Here is a 19,505-nt window from a genome sequence, read left to right as displayed (position 1 = left end):
GTCCGCCGTTTACGCCGACGGTCAGTGGCAGGGGAACCCGAGCAGATGACGGCCGTCGTGCACCCATTCGTGCACACCGGCACCGGAGATCACCGAGGTCGCGCCCTGTTCGGCGCCGACGAAGTAGAGCAGCACCAGCATCAGGGTGCCGACGAAGACCGCCCACGGCAGCACGGCGCGCAGCGGAAGCGGGGCCGGGGCGGCACCGGTGGCAGAGGTGGGCGGAAGAGCGGTGTTCGCAGGCGCGATGGACTGAGCCATGGCACATCCTCCTGAGGGAACTCGCGTCCCGTTGATGGAGCTCGAACGACGGCCGTCGGGTCTGACTCACCGGTTCCCCGCCGCGTGGCACGCGGCCGGAATCGGCATACAGTGGCGCGACCGTGCCGGAATCTCACCGGACTTCCGTCCCGCCGTCGTGGATATCGACGTGAAGGTACCGCGAACCGGCAGACGGGCCAAGGGGGCCTTTCGTTATGACGATCCGCGCGACGATCCGCGTGCAGCTCATCTCACCCGCCATCGGCCCGGCCCTGCGCGCGGCCCGCTTCGGCGACCTTCCCGAGGACGGGCCCGGCGCCGCGACGCGGGCGGTGGACGCCGCCGGGGTGCGGCAGGCCGAGGCCGTACGGGAGGAGTTCCCGCGCGGCGCCGCCGTGTACGTCTCGTCCTCACCCCGCTGCCGTACGACCGCCGGTCTGCTCGGCCTGGACGCGCGGCCGGTGCCGGAACTCGCGCCGTGGGACATGGGGCGCTGGCGGGGCAGGACCCTCGACGAGGTCGCGGCCGCCGAACCGGCGCAGGTGAGCGCGTGGCTCGCCGACCCGTCGGCCGCGCCGCACGGCGGGGAGACCCTGCTCGCGCTCTACGCCCGCGTCGGCCGGTGGTGCGAAACGCTGAGCCCCGAGACCCCCCGCGTGATCGCCGTGGCCGAACCGGAGATCGTCCGCGCCGCCGCCCTGCACGCGCTCTCGGCGCCGGCCTCCGCGTTCTGGCGGTTCGACGTACGGCCGCTGACCGTCACAGAGCTCACCGGGCGGGACGGCCGCTGGAACCTGCTCGGCGGCCGTCCGCTCACCGGCACCGGCGAAGACGCCGGCGAGGGCTCCGAAGAAGGCGGAGACGACTGACGGAAGCCTGACGGGGGCCTGACGGGGGCTGACCGGATACGTAGCGAAATCCCCGGCAGTGGTCAGCCGCGGCCCTTCGCGCGGTCCAGCGCGGCCACGCCCACCGCCGCCAGGCCGACCTGGATGATCAGCTCGATCCAGTCGAAGCCCCGGGTGTCCGCGACGCCGAACGCCGCCGCGACGAACGTACCGACCAGCGCCGCGACGATACCGACGCCGATGGTCAGCAGCACCCCGATGCGCTGCCGCCCCGGCACCACGAGCCGTCCCAGCACGCCGATGACGATGCCGACGACAATGGCTGCGACAAAGCCGGATATCTCCATGTCCCCTCCTCTTCGCCCACTTGCTGTCGAAAGCGGTACTGACCGAACATCTGCCCGCCATGCCCCCGTTCAGTCCTGCGGGCGGTGCGGGGGCACCCAGCCCGGGTCGCGGCCGGTCAGGGCCAGCAGTACGTCGAAGGGCGCCGCGTCCGGCGCCACCGGCACCGGCTCCCCGAACACCCCCATCTTCCTGGCCGTCGGCGCCAGCGACCCGAACTCCGCCGTCAGCAGGCCGACGAGGGCCGCGTCCGGCTCGTACGGCTGCCCCGTCGCCCGCGCCAGGTCCCACGCGTGGACGGTCAGATCCCCGAGCACCATCGAGCCGACCGTCCTGGCCGGCAGCCCCATCGCCCCCGACGTGCCCTCGTCTGCGCCCGGCGCGTCCCAGGCGTCGACGAGCCGCGCCGTCTCCGCGGCGAACCGCTCGCGCCACTCCCCCGTGAGGTGCTCGGGGGCGGCGCCGAAGTCGGCGTCCCGCTTCGCGGCGAGCGCCTGGAAGTTCACGACGACCTGGAAGAGATGGTCGAGCAGGGCGTGGACGTCGTACTCGGCGCACGGCGTCGGCGCGCCGAGCTGCTCGTCACCGATGTCACGGACGACGGGGAGGGCATGGTCCGCCGCCGACTTCAGCAGTGCGCTGATCTTGATGCCGTCCGGTGCGCTGATCTTGATGTCGTTCTTCTCGCTCATGGGACGGACGGTAGGGACGGCGCCGCCCCCGCGTCTTGAACAAACGCGACGCGCGACGATACGTTCCGTGAATGGCAGGTCCGCGGCGTGACACCCGGGGCATCGTCGACGCCCCCGGCCTCTTCGCGCGCGTACGGTTCCGCCGCCGCGAGCCCGCGCCGGCCCTGCGGCCGTATCTGGAGCACTACTGGCTGATCGACTGGGACCTGGAGCGGCCGTACGTCTCCCATGTGGTGCCTCACCCGTCGGTGAACGTGGTGTTCCAGCGCTTCGACACTCCGAGCCCCGTGGCGTTCGGGGAGGTCGCGGGCGTCGGCCTGGAGCTGTTCGCGCAGAAGCTGGAGGGCCGCGGCCGGGTGTGCGGGATCCAGTTCCGGCCGGGCGGCTTCCGTCCCTTCGCGCCGGAGCGGCCGGTGGCGGAGTGGACGGGGCGCCGGGTGCCGGTCGGCGAGGTCCTGCCGACGACGGAGGCGGACCTCACGGCGATTCTCGGCCCGGGCACCCCCGCCGCCCCGGACGCCCCCGGCACCCCCGACACCCCCGAGGACGAGGACGAGGACGCCGAGGACGCCCGGGTCGCCGCGCTGGACGCGTATCTGCTGGGCCTCGACCCGCGCCCCGATCCGGAGGCCCTGCGCGCCATGGCCCTGGCCGACCGGATCAGGACGGACCGTACGATCCGGCGCGTCGGCCGCCTCACCGAGGAGGAAGGTGTCTCGGCGCGCTCGCTGCAACGGCTCTTCGCCGCGTACGTGGGCGTCGGCCCGAAGTGGGTCATCCTGCGCTACCGCATCCACGAGGCGCTGGAACGCGCGGAGTCCGGCGCCGTCGACTGGCCCGCGCTCGCCGCCGACCTCGGCTACAGCGACCAGGCCCATCTTGTCCGGGACTTCACGGCGACGGTCGGGGTCCCGCCGACGGCGTACGCCCGCTGAGAGCGCCGCTGTCGGACCCGCGACCTACAGTTGCGGTCATGAGGACCGAGGGGACCGAACAGAGCCGGGACGGCCTGGGCAGCGAAACCGGCGAAGACAGCGGAGTCGGCGGAGCCGCCGCGCACGGCGAGGGCGGCCTGCGCGGCGAGGCCGGGCGGGTGCGCCCGGCACCCGGGTCACCGCGGGTCCGGATCGACGCGTGGTCGGCGGGCGACCTCGGCCTGCTCCGGGCGGCGAACGCGGCGGAGCTGATGACCCACCTCGGCGGCCCCGAGACCGAGGAGCAGATCCTCAAGCGGCACGAGCGGTACGTGGCCCTGAGCGCGGACCGCACGGACAAGGGCCGGATGTTCCGCGTCGTCCTCCTCCCCGAGGAGATCCCGGTCGGCACGATCGGCTTCTGGGAGCAGACCTGGGACGGGGAGCAGGTGTACGAGACGGGGTGGACGGTGCTCGCCGCCCACCAGGGCCGGGGCATCGCGGCGGCCGCCGTGGCCGCGGTCGTCGAGCGGGCACGGGCCGAGCGGACGCACCGCTCCCTGCACGCGTTCCCGTCCGTCGACAACCCGGCGTCGAACGCGCTGTGCCGCAGGGCGGGCTTCTCCCTGCTGGGCGAGCGCGACTTCGAGTACCCGCCGGGGCATCCCCGCCGCGTCAACAACTGGCGGCTGCGCCTCACCTGATCTCACCCACCTCCTCACCCACCTCCTCCCCCACAGCCGCTCCGCGCCCCTGCCACCCGGCCGGGAAACCCCTGGCCCGCCCGGGCGCGCGGTGGCATCCTGGCGGCGTGAACGGACCGGAGATCCAGATCGCCTTCGCCCCCGAACTGCGCCTCTTCGTCGCGGCCGAGCGCCGTACGGGACGCACGGCCCTGCGCACCGACGGCTCGTCCACCCTCGGCCACGCCGTGGAATCCCTCGGCGTCCCGCTCACCGAGGCCGGCCCCCTCCTGGTCGACGGCCGCGAGGTGCCCTTCTCGCACATCCCTGCCGCGGGCGAGTCCGTGGAGGTGCGCTCCGTGCCCCGGCCGCAGACCGTCCCCGGCGCGCCGCTGCGCTTCCTCCTCGACGTCCACCTCGGCACCCTCGCCCGCCGGCTGCGGCTGCTGGGCGTCGACGCGGCGTACGAGAGCGAGGACCTAGGCGACCCGGCCCTGGCCACGCTCTCCGCCGCCGAACGCCGGGTGATGCTCTCGCGCGACCGCGGGCTGCTGCGCCGCCGGGAGATCTGGGCCGGGGCGTACATCTACAGCGACCGCCCGGACGACCAGCTCAGGGACGTGCTCCAGCGCTTCGCGCCCGTCCTCGCCCCCTGGACCCGCTGCACCGCCTGCAACGGCCAACTGGGCCCGGCGGACAAGGAGTCCGTCCAGGAGCAGCTCCAGCACGGCACCCAGCGCGGCTACGACGTCTTCGCCCGCTGCGCGGCCTGCGGCCGGGTCTACTGGCGCGGCGCGCACCACGCCCGGCTGGCGGCGATCGTCGACGACGCGGTGCGGGAGTTCGGCGACGCGGCGGCGTGACGGCGTGACGGGCGCCGGGTCGGCTCAGAAGACGTACGGGTCCCCGGTGTCCGGGGCCAGGACGCGGTGCCGGTGGTTCCCGGGGTTGAGGTCGCTCGCGCCGCCGTTCCAGGCTGTGTCGATCCGGACGACGATCTCGTACGGGGTGCCGGTCGTCCGCAGTTCCAGGGTCACCTCGTGCCCCCGCCCGATCGGCCGGAGCGGCCCCGTACGGCACAGGACCGTACGGTCGCCGGACCACAGGCAGGTGGGCGGCAGCGGCTGGCCCGCGACCATCGGGGCCGAGAATTCGAGCCGTACGGTCGCGTCGGCCAGCCCGGCGGGACCGTGGTTCTCGGAGCCGAGGCGGACCGTGAGCCGCCCGCTCGACAGGGTCACATGCCCGTGGTGGGCAAGATCGGCCTCGACGGCATCCGTACCCGCACCCCGCTCCGGCACGCTCGCTCCGGCCCCCGGAGCCGTGCCCATGACCACCGCCGTGGCGGCCGAGACCAGTACCAGCACCACTTTCCGCGTATCACCCATGAGCGGAAGATAATGATCATCACATTGTGATCCGGGTCACTCGCCCGCCCGACGCGCGTCCCGTCACCCGCATGCCGCAGGCCGTGGGGCGCGTGGCAGGCTGACCGGATGCTCGTACTCCGTTCCGCCGCCCTTTTCCTCCTCGCCGCCGTCTTCGAGATCGGCGGCGCCTGGCTGGTCTGGCAGGGCGTGCGCGGCGACGGCGCGATCGGCAGCGGCGGCCGCGGCTGGGTCTGGATCGGCGCCGGAGTCATCGCCCTGGGCGCCTACGGCTTCGTCGCCACGCTCCAGCCCGACGGCGAGTTCGGCCGGATCCTCGCGGCGTACGGCGGGATCTTCGTCGCGGGCTCGATCGTCTGGGGCATGGTCGCCGACGGCTACCGACCCGACCGCTGGGATGTCACAGGAGCCCTGATCTGCCTGGCGGGCATGGCCGTGATCATGTACGCGCCCCGGGGCCACTGACCCCTCCCGCGACCCCTCCCCCCACACCTCTCCCCCACACCCCTCTCCCACACCCCGCCCACCCGCGGGTCCTATCCTGACCGGAGTCGATCACACGCTCGATCACACGCGCGAGGAGTACGCCATGACCGCCGCGGGGACCCCCATCGCCGTCATCACTGGAGCGAGCAGCGGCATCGGTGCCGCCACCGCACGTCAGCTCGCCGCCGCCGGCCACCACGTCGTCGTCACGGCGCGCCGCAAGGACCGGATCGAGGCGCTCGCCGCCGAGCTCACCGCCGCGGGCCACCGCGCCACCGCGTACGTCCTCGACGTCACCGACCGCGCGGCGGTCGACGCCTTCGCCGCCGAGCTGGACCGTTTCCCCTCGGTGAACGTCCTGGTCAACAACGCGGGCGGCGCCCTGGGCGCCGACCCCGTGGCCACCGGCGACCCGGCGGACTGGCGCCGGATGTACGAGACGAACGTCATCGGCACCCTCAACGTCACCCAGGCCCTGCTCCCCGCGCTCACCGCGAGCGGCGACGGCACGGTCGTCGTCCTTTCCTCCACGGCGGGCCACGGCACGTACGAGGGCGGCGCGGGCTACGTGGCCGCCAAGCACGGCGCCCACGTCCTCGCCGAGACCCTCCGCCTGGAGATCGTCGGCACCCCGGTCCGGGTCATCGAGATCGCCCCCGGCATGGTCAAGACCGAGGAGTTCGCCACCACCCGCTTCGGCGGCGACAAGGAGAAGGCGGCCAAGGTCTACGAGGGCGTGGCGGCCCCCCTCACCGCGGACGACGTGGCCGACACGATCACCTGGGCGATCACCCGCCCGAGCCATGTCAACGTCGACCTGCTGCTCCTGCGCCCCCGCGCCCAGGCCTCCAACACCAAGGTCCACCGCGAGCTGTGAGCACCGTGACCTCGGCCCACGGCACACGGAGGCCGCGCCCCGGCGGTGCACACACCGGGGCGCGGTCGCCTCAGCCCTTCACGCAGATGACCTGCTTCAGCTTGGCCACGACCTCCACCAGGTCCCGCTGCTGATCGATGACCTGCTCGATCGGCTTGTACGCCGCCGGGATCTCGTCCACGACACCGGAGTCCTTGCGGCACTCGACCCCGCGCGTCTGGTCCTCCAGATCCTGGGTCGAGAACCGCCGCTTCGCCGCGTTACGGCTCATCCGCCGGCCGGCGCCGTGCGAGGCCGAGTTGAACGACGCCGCGTTCCCCAGCCCCTTCACGATGTACGAGCCCGTGCCCATGGACCCCGGGATGATCCCGAACTCCCCGCTCCCCGCCCGGATCGCGCCCTTCCGCGTGACCAGCAGTTCCATGCCCTCGTACCGCTCCTCCGCCACGTAGTTGTGGTGGCAGGAGATCACCGGCTCGAACGTCACCCGGGCCTTCTTGAACTCCTTGCGGACCACGTCCTGGAAGATCCCCATCATGATCGCGCGGTTGTACTTCGCGTACTCCTGCGCCCAGAAGAGGTCGTTCCGGTACGCCGCCATCTGCGGGGTGTCCGCGATGAAGACGGCCAGGTCCCGGTCGATGATCCCCTGGTTGTGCGGAAGTTTCTGCGCCGTGCCGATGTGGTGGTCGGCCAGTTCCTTGCCGATGTTCCGGGATCCGGAGTGCAGCATCAGCCAGACCGCGCCCGACTGGTCGAGGCAGAACTCGATAAAATGATTACCTGATCCGAGCGTTCCCATCTGCTTGACCGCGCGTTCCTCACGGAACTTGACCGCGTCGGCGACACCCCCGAACCGCGTCCAGAAGTCTTCCCACCCCGCCGTCGGGAATCCGTGCAGCCGCCCCGGATCCACCGGGTCGTCGTGCATCCCGCGGCCCACCGGAATGGCCTGCTCGATCTTGGAGCGCAGCCGGGACAGGTCGCCCGGCAGGTCGTTCGCCGTCAGGGACGTCTTCACCGCCGACATGCCGCAGCCGATGTCCACGCCCACCGCCGCCGGGCAGACCGCGCCGTGCATGGCGATCACCGAGCCGACCGTGGCGCCCTTGCCGTAGTGCACGTCCGGCATCACGGCGAGGCCCTTGATCCACGGCAGGGTGGCGACATTGCGCAGCTGCTGCATCGCGCCGTCCTCGACCGTCGCCGGGTCGGCCCACATCCGTATGGGCACCTTCGCGCCCGGTATCTCTACGTACGACATATTTCCTCAATTCCCCCGAAAGTCCGAATAACGCAAAAACCGGAGCAAAGGCAGCCACAGAGGACGGCCGACCAGCGTCGACGGCATCGCGTGCGATAGACATTGTGTCCATCGACCGCCGTCCGGCGGCAAACAGTTTTGGCGGAAGGGAGCCCGGGACCGTGCAGCTCAAGGCGCCACGCGCGTACGCCCCCGGCCTGGCCGTGCTCCTCCTGATGGCCGTCGCCGGCTGTTCGGGCGGCAGCGGCGACGACGGCTCGGCCGGCGACTCCAAGCCCGGCGAGACGGCGAGCGCGACCGCGGCGCAGCCCGGCAAGTACCGGACCCTGCGCGAGGCGTGCGGTTCCGTGCCGCGCTCCACGCTCGGGGACCTGCTGCCGGGCGCCGCCTCGCTCCCCGAGGAGCAGCAGGAGAAGACGTACCAGGGCACGGCCGCCGTGACGTACGACACCGACCGCCGCGTGGGCTGCAGCTGGAAGGCGGCCTCGCCCGCCGCCTCGCACCAGCTCGTGATCGACTTCGAGCGTGTGGTGTCGTACGACCCGAGCGTGAGCGACGACACCCGCGCGCAGGAGGTCTACGCGAAGAAGGAGGCGGGCGCGAACCTCGCCCCCTCCACGCCTTCCTCCGGCACATCCGGTTCATCCGGCTCATCTGCCTCGTCCGGCTCGTCCGGTACGACGCCGGGCGCCCCGGGCACGTCAGGCTCCCCGGGCGCCTCGGGCGCTCCCGAGGCGCAGACCGTCACCCCCTCCACCTCGGCCTCGGGGACGCCCTCGGGGGCCCCCTCCGCCTCCTCGTCGGCGTCGGCATCCGCGTCGGCGTCGGCGACCGGCGGTCTCGAACCCCGCGTCCTCGACGACCTCGGCGACGCCGCCTTCCTCGACGACGTCCTCGCGCGCTCCGGCGCGGCCGCCCAGCACCGCACGGTGAGCGTGGTGTTCCGCACATCGAACGTGATCGTGACCGTCCGGTACACGGAGCAGCCGGCCCTCGCCGCCGGGGTCCCCGACAGCAAAGAACTCCAGGACAAGGCCCGGGGACTGGCCCGTAAGCTCGTCGACCAGCTCAACGAGTAGGAGCGGTTACGGCCCGGCCGCGAGGCACCCGCCGCCCGGCACCGGAGTCGGGCTCCGGGCCCCGCGGGACGGGCTCGCCGGTTACCGTGGCCGCGGACCGTCCCGGACAGACCGGGTCCGAGACGGACCGAGACCGACCGAGAACCGTACGCGACCGACTGAGACCGCACGCGACCGACTGACTCAAGAACTCTGAAGGAACCATGCACCGATCAGCCTCGCGACTCACCCGCATACTCGCCTGCGCAGCCGTTCCGGTGATGCTCGCCGTCGCCGGCTGCTCGTCCGACTCCGGCGACAAGGAAAGCTCGGACAGCTCCGCGACCAGTCCCAGCAGCGCCCCGTCCCCCACCGTCGTCCCCGCGAAGTTCAGCGCGCTGCCCGACGCGTGCAAGACGGTCGGCGGCAAGACGGTCGGCTCGCTGGTCCCGAAGGCCAAGTCCAAGGGCGGTACGGCCGGCAAGTCCAGCGACATCGCCACGCGCGGCAGCTGCTCCTGGAACGGTCTGGACGACAAGGGCGTCGACGGGTCCCAGTACCGCTGGCTCGACGTCTCCCTCATGCGGTACGACTCCGACGCGACGCTCGGCAGCGGCGCCAAGCGGGCCGGCGAGTTCTACACGAAGGAGCTCGCGAGCGCCCAGGGCACCGAGGCCGCCAAGGACGTGAAGACCGCGCCCGGGACCGGCATCGGTAACGAGGCGAGCACGATCACGTACACGCTCAAGAAGACCGGCGTGGACTTCTCGTACGCCACCGTCGTGGCCCGTACCGAGAACGTCGTCATCACGCTCACCTACAACGGCGCGGGATACGCGGGCGCCAAGTCCCCGAGCGCCGCCGAACTGTCGAAGGACGCGGTGACCGCGGCGAAGGAGGCCGTGGCGGCCATCGCCGGCGGCGAGGGCTCCGCGGGCTCCGGCTCCTCCGACAGCCCCGCGAAGACCAAGACGCCCGAGCCGGAGTCCTCCGGGGCGCCCGTGGAGTCCGACGCCAAGGCAAAGTCCGAGTAATCTCGGTCACGTCCGCAAACCGGCGCCCTTTCTCCCGTTCTGCCCGGAAAGCGGCCCTCCCCGGAGGGCCGCTCCCCGCTCCCCAGGCCGCACCTCCCGCACACATGTGCCAGGCTGTGCCCGCCAGATGACGTCAGGACGTCATGTACCTGATGCCGAAACGGGGAGGGGTCGCGGGTGGCCGCGATGGAGCTGACACGTACGCACCGGATACTCATCGGGGTCGTCGTCACGGGAGCGGTGATCATCGCCGCCATCGGTTTCGCGGGCTCCTACGCCGCCGTACGCGAACTCGCCGAGCTCAAGGGCTTCGGGGCGTTCTCGCTGGTCTTCCCGATCGGCATCGACGCGGGCATCTGCGTACTGCTCGCGCTCGACCTGCTCCTGACCTGGATGCGGATCCCCTTCCCGCTGCTGCGCCAGTCGGCCTGGCTGCTGACCGCCGCCACCATCGCCTTCAACGGCGCGGCGGCCTGGCCCGACCCGCTCGGCGTCGGGATGCACGCGGTCATCCCGCTCCTCTTCATCGTCTCGGTCGAGGCGGCGCGCCACGCGGTCGGCCGGATCGCGGACATCACCGCCGACAAGCACATGGAGGGCGTACGGCTGACGCGCTGGCTGCTCTCGCCCATTCCGACGTTCATGCTGTGGCGCCGGATGAAGCTGTGGGAGCTGCGGTCGTACGAGCAGGTCATCAAGCTCGAACAGGACCGGCTCATCTACCAGTCCCGCCTCCAGGCCCGGTTCGGCCGCAACTGGAAGCGCAAGGCGCCCGTCGAAGCCCTGATGCCGCTGCGGCTCGCGAAGTACGGCGTACCGCTCGCCGACACGGCCCACTCGGGGCTGGCGGCGGCCGGGATCGAACCGGTGCTGCTGCCGCCCGCGCCCGCCCCCGAGCCGGTTCCGGTACGGGCCGAACTCCCGCAGGCCAAGGGTGAGCTGACTGCGGACCAACAGCAGCACCAGGTCCAAGGACAGGGCCAGGAGCTCGAACAGCCGCAGCAGCAGCGGGAGATACCGGCGGTCGAGCCCGCGCGGCTGCGGAAGCAGCCCCAGCAGGGCCCGCAGCAGGAACAGCAGTTGCCACAGCAGCCGGACCAGCAGCAGCCGGCACAACAGGCACAACAGGTCCAGCCGGCTCAGTGGGACCAGCAGCAGACCCAGCAACAGCCCCAGCAGCAACCGGCCCAGCAGCAACCGCAGCAGGAGCAGCCCCCGTTCCCGCAGCAGGCCCAGGCCCCCGACCCCTCAGCCACGGCTCCCGCCACCCAGGTGAGCCCCTGGTTCGCGGCGCCGCAGGTCCCGGAGGGCGCGTACGAGGGCGCGTACAACCCCACCTACATCGAGGGCCTTGAGCCCACCCCGGTGATGGTCCCCTCCGGCCCCGAGGGCACCCCCGACGGCGGCCCCGCCCCCGCGCCCGGCCGCAACCGCCGTCCCCTGGGCGGTATCCCGGGGCAGGCGTCGCCGGCGCAGCACCCCGACCCGCAGTCCGCGCCGCAGGACCAGGGCCAGGGCCGGCCCGAGGATGCGGCCGAGGACCAGCCCGTCTCCGGTCTGCCCGACGACATGTCCCGCGAGGAGGCGTTCTTCAGCGCCTTCCGCAAGTACACCAACGAGTACGGCGGCTTCCCCAACGCCCGCCAGTTCGCCATCTACCTGATGGACCTGTACGGCATCACGGGGCGCGGCGGCAACCCGCTGAGCGAGAACTCGCTCAAGACGTACCTCAAGGACTTCGGTCTCCGTTACCAGTCGGAACTGGACAACGAGTTCAGCGCCTGAGAGCAGCGTCCGCGCGAGCCGACCACGTCAGGAGAGCCGCCCCATGCCCACGTCCACGCCCTCGTCGACCTTCCGTATCGGCGGCGATCTGCTCGTACGGCGGCTCGGATTCGGTGCCATGCACCTGCCGACCGAGCCCGCCGCCGACCGTGCGCGAGCGGTCACCGTCGCCCGGCGCGCGGTCGAGCTGGGCGTCACGCTGATCGACACCGCGTATCTCTACGGCGGCGGCGCCAACGAGGAACTCCTCGTCGAGGCCCTGCACCCCTATCCGGACGGGCTGACCGTCACCACGAAGGTGGGCGTCGAGCGCTCGGCGGACTCGGGAGAGTGGGGGCTCGACGGCCGGCCCGCCGTCCTGCGCGCCCAGGTCGAGCGGGCCCTGCGCCGGCTGCGCGTCGAGCGGATCGAGCTGCTCCAGCTCCACCGGATCGATCCCGCGACGCCGCTCGCCGACCAGATCGGGACCTTGCGGGAGCTGCGGGCCGAAGGCAAGATCGGCCGGATCGGGCTCTCCGAGATCACCGTCGCGGAACTCGGCCGGGCGCGCGAGATCGTCGACATCGCGAGCGTGCAGAACCGCTACAACCTGCTGGACCGCGAGCACGAGCCCGTCCTGGCGGCCTGCGCCGCGGCGGGCATCGCCTTCCTGCCGTGGCGGCCCGTCGCGGCGGGGGCCTCGGGGGAACGGGCCGAGATCGCCGCGGTGGCGGCCGAACTCGGCGCCACGCCCACCCAGGTCGCGCTCGCCTGGCTCCTCGGCCATGCGCCGGTCGTCCTCCCGATCCCGGGCACCGCCAGGACCGGCCACCTGGAGGAGAACCTGGCGGCCGCGGACCTCAGCCTCTCCCCGGCCCAGCGCGACCGCCTGGACCGCCTGGGCGACCTGGCCGATCCGCAGCCGTAACGGGCAAGGGCGGGCCGGGCCGGGCGAAGGGCCCGCCCCGACGAGTCACCTCGTACGGAGCGGAGCCCTCCCCCCTGCGCCTCAGCCGCCGAGCAGCTTCCGCACCCGGTCCGCCCCCACCGCCAGCAGCAGCGTGGGCAGCCGCGGCCCCGTCTCCCGGCTCACCAGCAGCCGGTACAGCAGCGCGAAGAACGCCCGCTGGGCGACCTTCAGCTCGGGCGTCGGCTTGGCGTCCGGCTCCAGCCCCGCCATCACCTTCGGCACCCCGTAGACGAGCGTCGTCAGCCCGTCCAGCGACCAGTGGCTGTCCAGCCCTTCGAGCAGCCGCCGCAGCGACTCGCACCCCTCCTCGTCGAGCGAGCCCAGCAGTTCCTCGTCCGGCTCGGCGCGCACGATCGTGCGCGCCTCGGCCGGCACCTGGCTGGTGATCCAGTTCTCCGCGCGGTCGAGCCGGGGGCGCGCCTCCGCCAGCGAGGACAGCGGGTGCTCCGGGTCCAGCTCGCTCAGGATCCGCAGGGTCTGCTCCTCGGCGCCGGCCGTGATGTCCACGACCGAGGCGAGGGTCCGGTACGGCAGCGGGCGCGGCGTGCGCGGCAGCTCACCGGCGGCCGTGGTCGTCGCCCGCGCGTACGCGGCGGCGTCGGCCGGCAGGACGGAGCCGTCGGCGACCTTGCGCTCCAGGGCGTCCCACTCGTCGTACAGCCGCTGGATCTCCTGGTCGAAGGCGATCTTGAACGACTGGTTCGGCCGGCGGCGCGCGTACAGCCAGCGCAGCAGCGGCGCCTCCATGATCTTCAGCGCGTCGGCCGGGGTGGGCACGCCGCCCTTGCTGGACGACATCTTCGCCATCCCGGAGATCCCGACGAAGGCGTACATCGGGCCGATCGGCTGCACTCCGCCGAAGACCTCGCGCACGATCTGCCCGCCGACGACGAACGAGGACCCGGGCGAGGAGTGGTCCACACCGGACGGCTCGAAGACCACGCCCTCGTACGCCCAGCGCATCGGCCAGTCGACCTTCCAGACCAGCTTGCCCCGGTTGAACTCGCTGAGCGCGACCGTCTCGGAGAAGCCGCACTCCGCGCAGGTGTACGTGAGCTCCGTCGTCGCGTCGTCGTACGCCGTGACGGTCGTCAGGTCCTTGCCGCAGCCGCCGCAGTACGGCTTGTACGGGAAGTACCCGGCCGAGCCGCCGCTGCCGTCGTCCTCGGCGGCGGCGCCGGAGCCCTCGGCGGCTTCGAGCTCCGCCTCCTCGGCCTTCTTCTGTGCCTGCTTCTGTCCCTGCTTCTGCGGTGTCTTCGCCTTGTCCTTGGTGCGGTACCGGTCGAGGATCGCGTCGATGTCCGCCCGGTGCCTCATCGCGTGCAGGATCTGCTCGCGGTACACGCCCGAGGTGTACTGCTCGGTCTGGCTGATCCCCTCGTACGTGACGCCCATCTCGGCCAGCGACTCGGTCATGGCGGCCTTGAAGTGCTCGGCCCAGTTCGGATACGCCGACCCGGCCGGCGCGGGCACCGAGGTCAGGGGCTTGCCGATGTGCTCGGACCAGGAGGTGTCCGTACCCGGAACGCCCGCGGGCACCTTGCGGTAGCGGTCGTAGTCGTCCCAGGAGATCAGGTGCCTGACCTCGTACCCCCGCCGGCGGATCTCGTCCGCGACCAGGTGCGGGGTCATGACCTCGCGGAGATTGCCCAGGTGGATGGGGCCCGAGGGCGAGAGCCCGGACGCGACGACGACGAGTGGTTTCGTGCCGGGCGCACGTCGCTCCGCCTCGGCGATGACCTCGTCCGCGAAACGGGAGACCCAGTCGGTCTCGGTGCTCTGAGCCACGATCGGCACGTCCTTCTTCTTTCCTCATACGCTCGAACGATCTCGTACGCCATTCTCCCAGGTACCACCGACAGAGCGAAAATGGCTTGTTGCCCCATGGGATACTGGGAGGACTTTCCTGGGAGGCCCTTCCGAGGACTTCCCCTTGGAAGCGCACCCGGAGAGCACACCCCTCCCCGATCCCCGACAGGAACGGCACCCACGTCATGGCCCCGGTCACCTCCCTCGCCTCGACCGTCGATCAGCGCATCGCGGACGCCCTCTCGGCTGCCCTGCCGGAGGCCGGTTCCGCCGATCCGTTGCTGCGACGCAGCGACCGGGCCGACTACCAGGCCAACGGCATCCTGGCGCTCGCGAAGAAGCTCAAGGGCAACCCCAGAGAGCTGGCGACCCAGGTGGTGTCGGCGCTCGCCGCGCCCGGCCTGATCGAGGAGATCGAGGTCTCGGGCCCCGGCTTCCTCAACATCACCGTCGCGGACCGGGCGATCATCGAGACCCTGGCGGCCCGCGCGGCGGACGACCGGCTCGGCGTCCCGTACGTGGAGCGGCCCGGCACGACGGTGATCGACTACGCGCAGCCCAATGTGGCGAAGGAGATGCACGTCGGGCACCTGCGCTCGGCGGTGATCGGCGCGGCGATGGTCGAGATCCTGGAGTTCACGGGCGAGCGGGTGGTACGGCGCCACCACATCGGCGACTGGGGCACCCAGTTCGGCATGCTCATCCAGTACCTGATCGAGCACCCGCACGAGCTGGACCACGACGCGGCCACCCGGTCGTCCGGGGCGGACGGCGCCGGCGCGGACATCGACGGCGAGACGGCGATGTCCAACCTGAACCGCCTCTACAAGGCGTCGCGGGCGCTCTTCGACTCCGACGAGGAGTTCAAGGCGCGCTCCCGGGACCGGGTGGTGGACCTCCAGGCCGGGGACAAGGAGACGCTGGCGCTCTGGCAGCGCTTCGTCGACGAGTCGAAGATCTACTTCTACTCGGTCTTCGACCAGCTCGACATGGAGATCCGGGACGCCGACATCGTCGGCGAGTCGGGCTACAACGACATGCTGGAGGAGACCTGCCGGATCCTGGAGGAGTCCGGGGTTGCGGTCCGCTCCGAGGGCGCGCTCTGCGTCTTCTTCGACGACGTGAAGGGCCCGGACGGCAACCAGGTCCCCCTGATCGTCAAGAAGGCGAACGGCGGCTACGGCTACGCGGCGACGGACCTCTCCGCGGTCCGCGACCGGGTGGGCAACCTGTCCGCGACGACCCTGCTGTACGTGGTGGACGCCCGGCAGTCGCTGCACTTCAAGATGGTCTTCGAGACGGCCCGCCGGGCCGGCTGGCTGAACGACGACGTCAAGGCCGTGCATCTCGCCTTCGGCACGGTCCTGGGCAAGGACGGCAAGCCGTTCAAGACCCGGGAAGGCAAGACGGTGCGGCTGGTGGACCTGCTCGACGAGGCGGTCGAGCGGGCGACGGCGGTCGTCCGGGAGAAGTCCGAGAAGATCGGCCTCTCGGAGGACGAGATCGTCACGAACGGCAAGCAGGTCGGCATCGGCGCGGTGAAGTACGCCGATCTGTCGACGTCGGCCGCCCGGGACTACAAGTTCGACCTGGACCAGATGGTCTCGCTCAACGGCGACACGTCCGTCTACATCCAGTACGCGCACGCCCGGATCCGCTCCATCCTCCGCAAGGCGGGCGACGCGGTCCCCGCCGCGCACCCGGAGCTGCCCCTGGCCCCGGCGGAGCGGGCGCTCGGCCTGCACGTGGACCAGTTCGGCGAGGTCCTGGCGGAGGTGGCGTCGTCGTACGAGCCGCACAAGCTGGCCGCGTACCTGTACCAGCTCTCCTCGCTGTTCACGACGTTCTACGACCAGTGCCACGTCCTGAGCGACGAGAACCCGGCCGAGCTGGTGGAGAACCGCCTCTTCCTCTGCGACATCACCGCCCGCACCCTCAAGCAGGGCCTGGCCCTGCTGGGCATCCAGGCGCCCGAGCGCCTGTAACGGGGGAAACCCCACCGAGCCAGGCGGACGCACACGTACACACGTACACGTGCGCCCCGTCCCGGCCCCGCAGGACCGGTCGGCCCGCAGGACCGGTCGGCCCGCGGGGTCGGCCGGTCCTACGGGGCCGGCCCGCTCGGCACGACGGCCTGCTCGGCACGCACGTTCCCGGCGGCCCCCAGCCCACCCCCGTCACACGGACGTCGCCCGGACGGTGTCCGCCGACACCTCGGCGACCACCTCGTCCCCCTCGTCGGTCTCCGTCGGCCTGAACCCCAGCGAGGCGTAGAGTTCGCGGGCCACCGTGTTGTCCGGGTGGTACGACAGCCGGAGCACCCGGCAGTCCTCCCGGGCCGCCAGCCAGGCCATCAGGGTCCGTGCCACGGCCCGCCCGACGCCCTTGCCCTGTTCCGGGCCGTCGATCAGCATGCCCCCGATCCAGTACGAGCCGTCGTCCTCGTCGCGGCCCCACATGACATGGCCCACGACCGTGTGGTCCGCGCATGCCGCGAGGGAGTTCCACACGCCCTCGCGCGCCGACAGCAGCAGATAGCGGGCCGCCAGGGCGGGAACGTAGTCACGCTGATCGTCCAGGGGCGCCGTGTCCGCGACCGCGCGCCAGTTCTCGTCGTCCACATCCCGCAGTACGACGCGGCGCCCGGCCCGGTCCGCACATCCGAAATCCATCATTGAGGCAGGCTAGGAAGAAGAAGACCGGCGGGCGACCGATTTTTACCGCGACCCGCGTGCTCCTGCGGGGCTCACCGGGGCCCTTCCGTGCCGCAGGCGGGCCGTCTCCTCGCGCAGCCGGGGCAGCGCCTCGTACAGGGCGTCGCCGGGGCAGGTGGTGTCGAACTCGTCGCGGTGGCCCGAGATCACGTTCACCTCCACCGGCGTGCCCTCCGGATGCCGGCTGCCGTCGCTGCTGGAGACCAGCCGTGTCCGCCCCTCCGGGTCGACCCCGGGCCCCAGTTTCCAGGCCGCCACCGTCGCCATGGCCCGGAGCATGGGCGCGGGGATGGTCTCACCCTTCTCGAAGTGGCCGAGGGCTGCGATACCGACACTGCGGTCGTTGAAGCCGATCGTGTGCGCCCCCTTGACCGCCCGGTCGACACCGCCCGCGCGTCCCTCGTAGATCGTTCCGCAGCGGTCCACGACGAAGTTGTAGCCGAGGTCGTCCCACCCCATGCGGTTGATGTGGTACCGCTCCATCGACTGCAGCATGGCGGGCACGTCCGTCGCGCAGTCGTACTTGTTCGAGTGCAGTGTGTGGTGGACGAACACCGCCTGTACGGGCCCGGTGTACAGCGGTTTCTCCCGTACGGCCGTCTCGTCCGCCCGCCACACCCGCCGCTCCACCACGGGCGGCCTCGGCACCTTCGCGGGCCGGGCCCGAACTTCACCGCGGGGCGGGGCCGGCCGGTCGCGTTCGGGGGCGTCGCACGTCACGAGGAGAAGACCCGGCAGGCAGAGCGCCGCCGCCACCTTGAACCGGTCGAACCCACGCTGCCCCATGGCCCCACTCTGCGCCCGCCTGCGCCGCGTGGGGCTGCTGGGTACGCCCGGCAGGGTGAGGGAACCCCGGCCCGGGCCGGAATCACCCGCCGGAGGCCTGCCGGCCGTGGTCCCTGACCGACTTCTCGATGGTCCGCGCACACGCGGTGAACATCTCGATCTGGTCAGGGGTCAGATCGCGTACGGAAATCTGCTCCAGGGTGCGCCACATGTCGGCGATGGGCTCCCGCAGGGCGCGGCCGGCGTCGGTGAGGTGGACCACCATGACCCGCCGGTCGTGGGGAGCGGGCTCCCGGGTGAGCAGTCCGGCCTCCTGCATGCGGCGCAGTGACTTGGAGACGGTGGAGTGGTCGAGGCCGGCCCGCTCCAGAAGTTCCGCCTGCGTCTGCCCGTCGCGGTCGAAGAGCTGCATCAGCAGCAGTTCCTGTCCCGGGTGCAGGTTCAGGGCGCGCAGCATCGCGGCGGCGTGGCCGCGGTGGACGCGGGCGAGCTGGAAGATGGCGTAGCTCAATCGCCCGTCACGCGCCGCGTCCGGCAGCTCCGATGAGGTGGTGTCGGGCATTGCTGCTCCCTGGTCACAAGAGTGGGTCGATCCGTCAGTTGACGGTGAGGACGATTTTGCCGCGATTGTGGCCGGCGTCGCTGGCCTGCTGCGCCTTGGCGGCTTCCGCCAGCGGGTAGGTGGCGCTGATCGTCGTCACCAGTGTGCCGTCGGCGGCCTGCCGGGCCAGTTCGGCCAGCCGAGCGGCTGAGCGGCGCTGCGGGCCCTCGGCGAAGACGATGCCGAGTTCGGCGGCCCGGAAGTCCGCGGTGGTGACGATCCGGTCGGTGCCACCGCGCAGGGTGATGGAATCCTCCAGTGCGCCCTTGCCCGCGGCGTCGAAGACGGCGTCCACCCCACCGGGGGCGAGTGCACGGACCCGCTCGACCAGACCGTCTCCGTAGACCAGCGCGGTCGCGCCGAGCGAGGTGACGTACTCCTGGTTGGCGGGTCCGGCGGTGCCGATGACACGGGCGCCGCGTGCGACGGCGAGCTGGACGGCGATGGTGCCGAGCGCGCCGGACGCCCCGTGGATCAGCAGCGTCTCGCCCGAGGTGACGTCGAGCAGGTCCAGCACGCGTTCGGCGCCGTCGCTCGCCACGGGCAGGGCGGCGGCGTTCGCCCACTCCAGGCCGGCCGGCTTGGGCGCGAGGACGGCTGCGGGTGCCAGGGCGTACTGAGCGTAGGAGCCGGTGTCGGACCAGCCCAGGACCTCGTCCCCCACCTTCAGGTGGTCCACGCCCTCACCCACGGCGTCGACCACACCGGCGATCTCCCCGCCGGGCACGGCGGGCAGCGTGGTGGGGAAGATCGCCTCCATCCCACCGGAGCGGATCTTGCCGTCCACGGGGTTGACGCCGACAGCCTGTACCCGCACACGGACCTGGCCGGGGCCGGGCCGGGGGACGTCGATCTCGGCCTCGTGCAGAACCTCGGTGCCGCCGAACGTGTCGAAAACAATGGCCTTCATGACGGTGGTCTCCTCAGGTGGATGCCCCGCCGACCACTTTCTGTGGCCAGCCACATAAAAGTAGCATCGATTATGTGGCTAGCCAAGTAATCCGCCCCGGG

Annotated in this window: 21 protein-coding genes and 1 riboswitch; of the genes, 11 read left to right on the top strand and 10 right to left on the bottom strand. The window is 71.8% G+C overall.

The features are described 5' to 3' along the window. Window positions 1-21 precede the first annotated feature (21 nt). Window positions 22-261 (bottom strand): CbtB-domain containing protein, encoded by a 240-nt coding sequence (locus ACFTZC_RS32725; protein ID WP_382895894.1) that lies wholly within the window; start codon window positions 259-261, stop codon window positions 22-24. 36 nt (window positions 262-297) lie between these two features. Next, window positions 298-445, bottom strand: a riboswitch (cobalamin riboswitch). 31 nt (window positions 446-476) lie between these two features. On the opposite strand from ACFTZC_RS32725, the gene ACFTZC_RS32720 reads away from it, so the two are divergent. Beyond that, window positions 477-1,130: a histidine phosphatase family protein gene (locus ACFTZC_RS32720; RefSeq protein WP_382895892.1), complete on the top strand. Its 654-nt coding sequence runs from the start codon at window positions 477-479 to the stop codon at window positions 1,128-1,130. A gap of 62 nt (window positions 1,131-1,192) precedes the next feature. Here ACFTZC_RS32720 and ACFTZC_RS32715 read toward each other — a convergent pair whose 3' ends face one another. Together ACFTZC_RS32715 and ACFTZC_RS32710 are read right to left on the bottom strand one after the other, a co-directional pair. Further along, entirely contained in the window at window positions 1,193-1,456 is a 264-nt protein-coding gene (locus tag ACFTZC_RS32715; RefSeq protein WP_382895890.1) for a GlsB/YeaQ/YmgE family stress response membrane protein, read from the bottom strand. Between the two features lie 69 nt (window positions 1,457-1,525). After that, the gene (locus ACFTZC_RS32710) at window positions 1,526-2,146 is read right to left on the bottom strand and encodes a TIGR03086 family metal-binding protein (RefSeq protein WP_382895889.1); all 621 of its coding nucleotides are present in this window, start codon (window positions 2,144-2,146) and stop codon (window positions 1,526-1,528) included. Between the two features lie 71 nt (window positions 2,147-2,217). On the opposite strand from ACFTZC_RS32710, the gene ACFTZC_RS32705 reads away from it, so the two are divergent. From ACFTZC_RS32705 to ACFTZC_RS32695, 3 genes are all read left to right on the top strand, one after another. Further along, window positions 2,218-3,081, top strand: a complete 864-nt coding sequence (locus ACFTZC_RS32705; protein ID WP_382895887.1) for a DUF6597 domain-containing transcriptional factor — start codon at window positions 2,218-2,220, stop codon at window positions 3,079-3,081. Between the two features lie 38 nt (window positions 3,082-3,119). Further along, window positions 3,120-3,764, top strand: a complete 645-nt coding sequence (locus ACFTZC_RS32700; protein WP_382895885.1) for a GNAT family N-acetyltransferase — start codon at window positions 3,120-3,122, stop codon at window positions 3,762-3,764. A gap of 107 nt (window positions 3,765-3,871) precedes the next feature. Continuing rightward, entirely contained in the window at window positions 3,872-4,606 is a 735-nt protein-coding gene (locus ACFTZC_RS32695; protein WP_382895883.1) for a Mut7-C RNAse domain-containing protein, read from the top strand. Between the two features lie 24 nt (window positions 4,607-4,630). Here ACFTZC_RS32695 and ACFTZC_RS32690 read toward each other — a convergent pair whose 3' ends face one another. Then, on the bottom strand, window positions 4,631-5,131 hold the full coding sequence (locus ACFTZC_RS32690; protein ID WP_382895881.1) for a hypothetical protein: 501 nt from the start codon (window positions 5,129-5,131) through the stop codon (window positions 4,631-4,633). A gap of 108 nt (window positions 5,132-5,239) precedes the next feature. On the opposite strand from ACFTZC_RS32690, the gene ACFTZC_RS32685 reads away from it, so the two are divergent. Then, window positions 5,240-5,596, top strand: coding sequence for a YnfA family protein (locus tag ACFTZC_RS32685; protein ID WP_382895879.1), 357 nt, complete (start codon window positions 5,240-5,242; stop codon window positions 5,594-5,596). Between the two features lie 124 nt (window positions 5,597-5,720). Continuing rightward, entirely contained in the window at window positions 5,721-6,494 is a 774-nt protein-coding gene (locus ACFTZC_RS32680) for an SDR family oxidoreductase (RefSeq protein WP_365817384.1), read from the top strand. Between the two features lie 70 nt (window positions 6,495-6,564). Here the strand turns inward: ACFTZC_RS32680 and ACFTZC_RS32675 are convergent, their stop codons facing one another. Then, complete coding sequence (locus ACFTZC_RS32675) at window positions 6,565-7,758, bottom strand: RtcB family protein (protein ID WP_382895877.1); 1,194 nt, start codon at window positions 7,756-7,758, stop codon at window positions 6,565-6,567. A gap of 215 nt (window positions 7,759-7,973) precedes the next feature. On the opposite strand from ACFTZC_RS32675, the gene ACFTZC_RS32670 reads away from it, so the two are divergent. The 4 genes from ACFTZC_RS32670 to ACFTZC_RS32655 all read left to right on the top strand — a co-directional run bounded on the left by ACFTZC_RS32670 (window position 7,974) and on the right by ACFTZC_RS32655 (window position 12,542). Next, window positions 7,974-8,837 (top strand): DUF3558 domain-containing protein, encoded by an 864-nt coding sequence (locus ACFTZC_RS32670; RefSeq protein ID WP_382895941.1) that lies wholly within the window; start codon window positions 7,974-7,976, stop codon window positions 8,835-8,837. A 203-nt stretch (window positions 8,838-9,040) separates the two neighbouring features. Continuing rightward, on the top strand, window positions 9,041-9,850 hold the full coding sequence (locus ACFTZC_RS32665) for a DUF3558 domain-containing protein (RefSeq protein WP_382895875.1): 810 nt from the start codon (window positions 9,041-9,043) through the stop codon (window positions 9,848-9,850). 177 nt (window positions 9,851-10,027) lie between these two features. Then, a complete protein-coding gene (locus ACFTZC_RS32660; RefSeq protein WP_382895873.1) occupies window positions 10,028-11,635 on the top strand; it encodes a DUF2637 domain-containing protein in 1,608 nt (535 codons plus the stop codon). Between the two features lie 43 nt (window positions 11,636-11,678). Next, on the top strand, window positions 11,679-12,542 hold the full coding sequence (locus ACFTZC_RS32655; RefSeq protein ID WP_382895872.1) for an aldo/keto reductase: 864 nt from the start codon (window positions 11,679-11,681) through the stop codon (window positions 12,540-12,542). Window positions 12,543-12,623: 81 nt separating this feature from the next. Here ACFTZC_RS32655 and lysS read toward each other — a convergent pair whose 3' ends face one another. After that, window positions 12,624-14,381 (bottom strand): lysine--tRNA ligase, encoded by a 1,758-nt coding sequence (lysS, locus tag ACFTZC_RS32650; protein ID WP_382895870.1) that lies wholly within the window; start codon window positions 14,379-14,381, stop codon window positions 12,624-12,626. Window positions 14,382-14,578: 197 nt separating this feature from the next. On the opposite strand from lysS, the gene argS reads away from it, so the two are divergent. Continuing rightward, window positions 14,579-16,378, top strand: coding sequence for an arginine--tRNA ligase (argS, locus tag ACFTZC_RS32645; RefSeq protein ID WP_382895868.1), 1,800 nt, complete (start codon window positions 14,579-14,581; stop codon window positions 16,376-16,378). Window positions 16,379-16,570: 192 nt separating this feature from the next. Here argS and ACFTZC_RS32640 read toward each other — a convergent pair whose 3' ends face one another. The 4 genes from ACFTZC_RS32640 to ACFTZC_RS32625 all read right to left on the bottom strand — a co-directional run bounded on the left by ACFTZC_RS32640 (window position 16,571) and on the right by ACFTZC_RS32625 (window position 19,404). Continuing rightward, complete coding sequence (locus ACFTZC_RS32640) at window positions 16,571-17,068, bottom strand: GNAT family N-acetyltransferase (RefSeq protein WP_382895867.1); 498 nt, start codon at window positions 17,066-17,068, stop codon at window positions 16,571-16,573. Between the two features lie 42 nt (window positions 17,069-17,110). After that, entirely contained in the window at window positions 17,111-17,893 is a 783-nt protein-coding gene (locus ACFTZC_RS32635; RefSeq protein WP_382895865.1) for a peptidoglycan recognition protein, read from the bottom strand. Between the two features lie 82 nt (window positions 17,894-17,975). Then, complete coding sequence (locus ACFTZC_RS32630; RefSeq protein ID WP_382895863.1) at window positions 17,976-18,455, bottom strand: MarR family winged helix-turn-helix transcriptional regulator; 480 nt, start codon at window positions 18,453-18,455, stop codon at window positions 17,976-17,978. A gap of 34 nt (window positions 18,456-18,489) precedes the next feature. After that, window positions 18,490-19,404 (bottom strand): NADP-dependent oxidoreductase, encoded by a 915-nt coding sequence (locus ACFTZC_RS32625; RefSeq protein ID WP_382895861.1) that lies wholly within the window; start codon window positions 19,402-19,404, stop codon window positions 18,490-18,492. Between the last annotated feature and the right edge of the window lie 101 nt (window positions 19,405-19,505).

The sequence above is a fragment of the Streptomyces sp. NPDC056987 genome (assembly GCF_042673865.1).
In the GTDB taxonomy this organism is placed as follows: Bacteria; Actinomycetota; Actinomycetes; order Streptomycetales; family Streptomycetaceae; genus Streptomyces.
The sequence above is the reverse complement of the archived record's forward strand: the minus strand, read 5'-3'. Positions and strand labels throughout refer to the sequence as shown.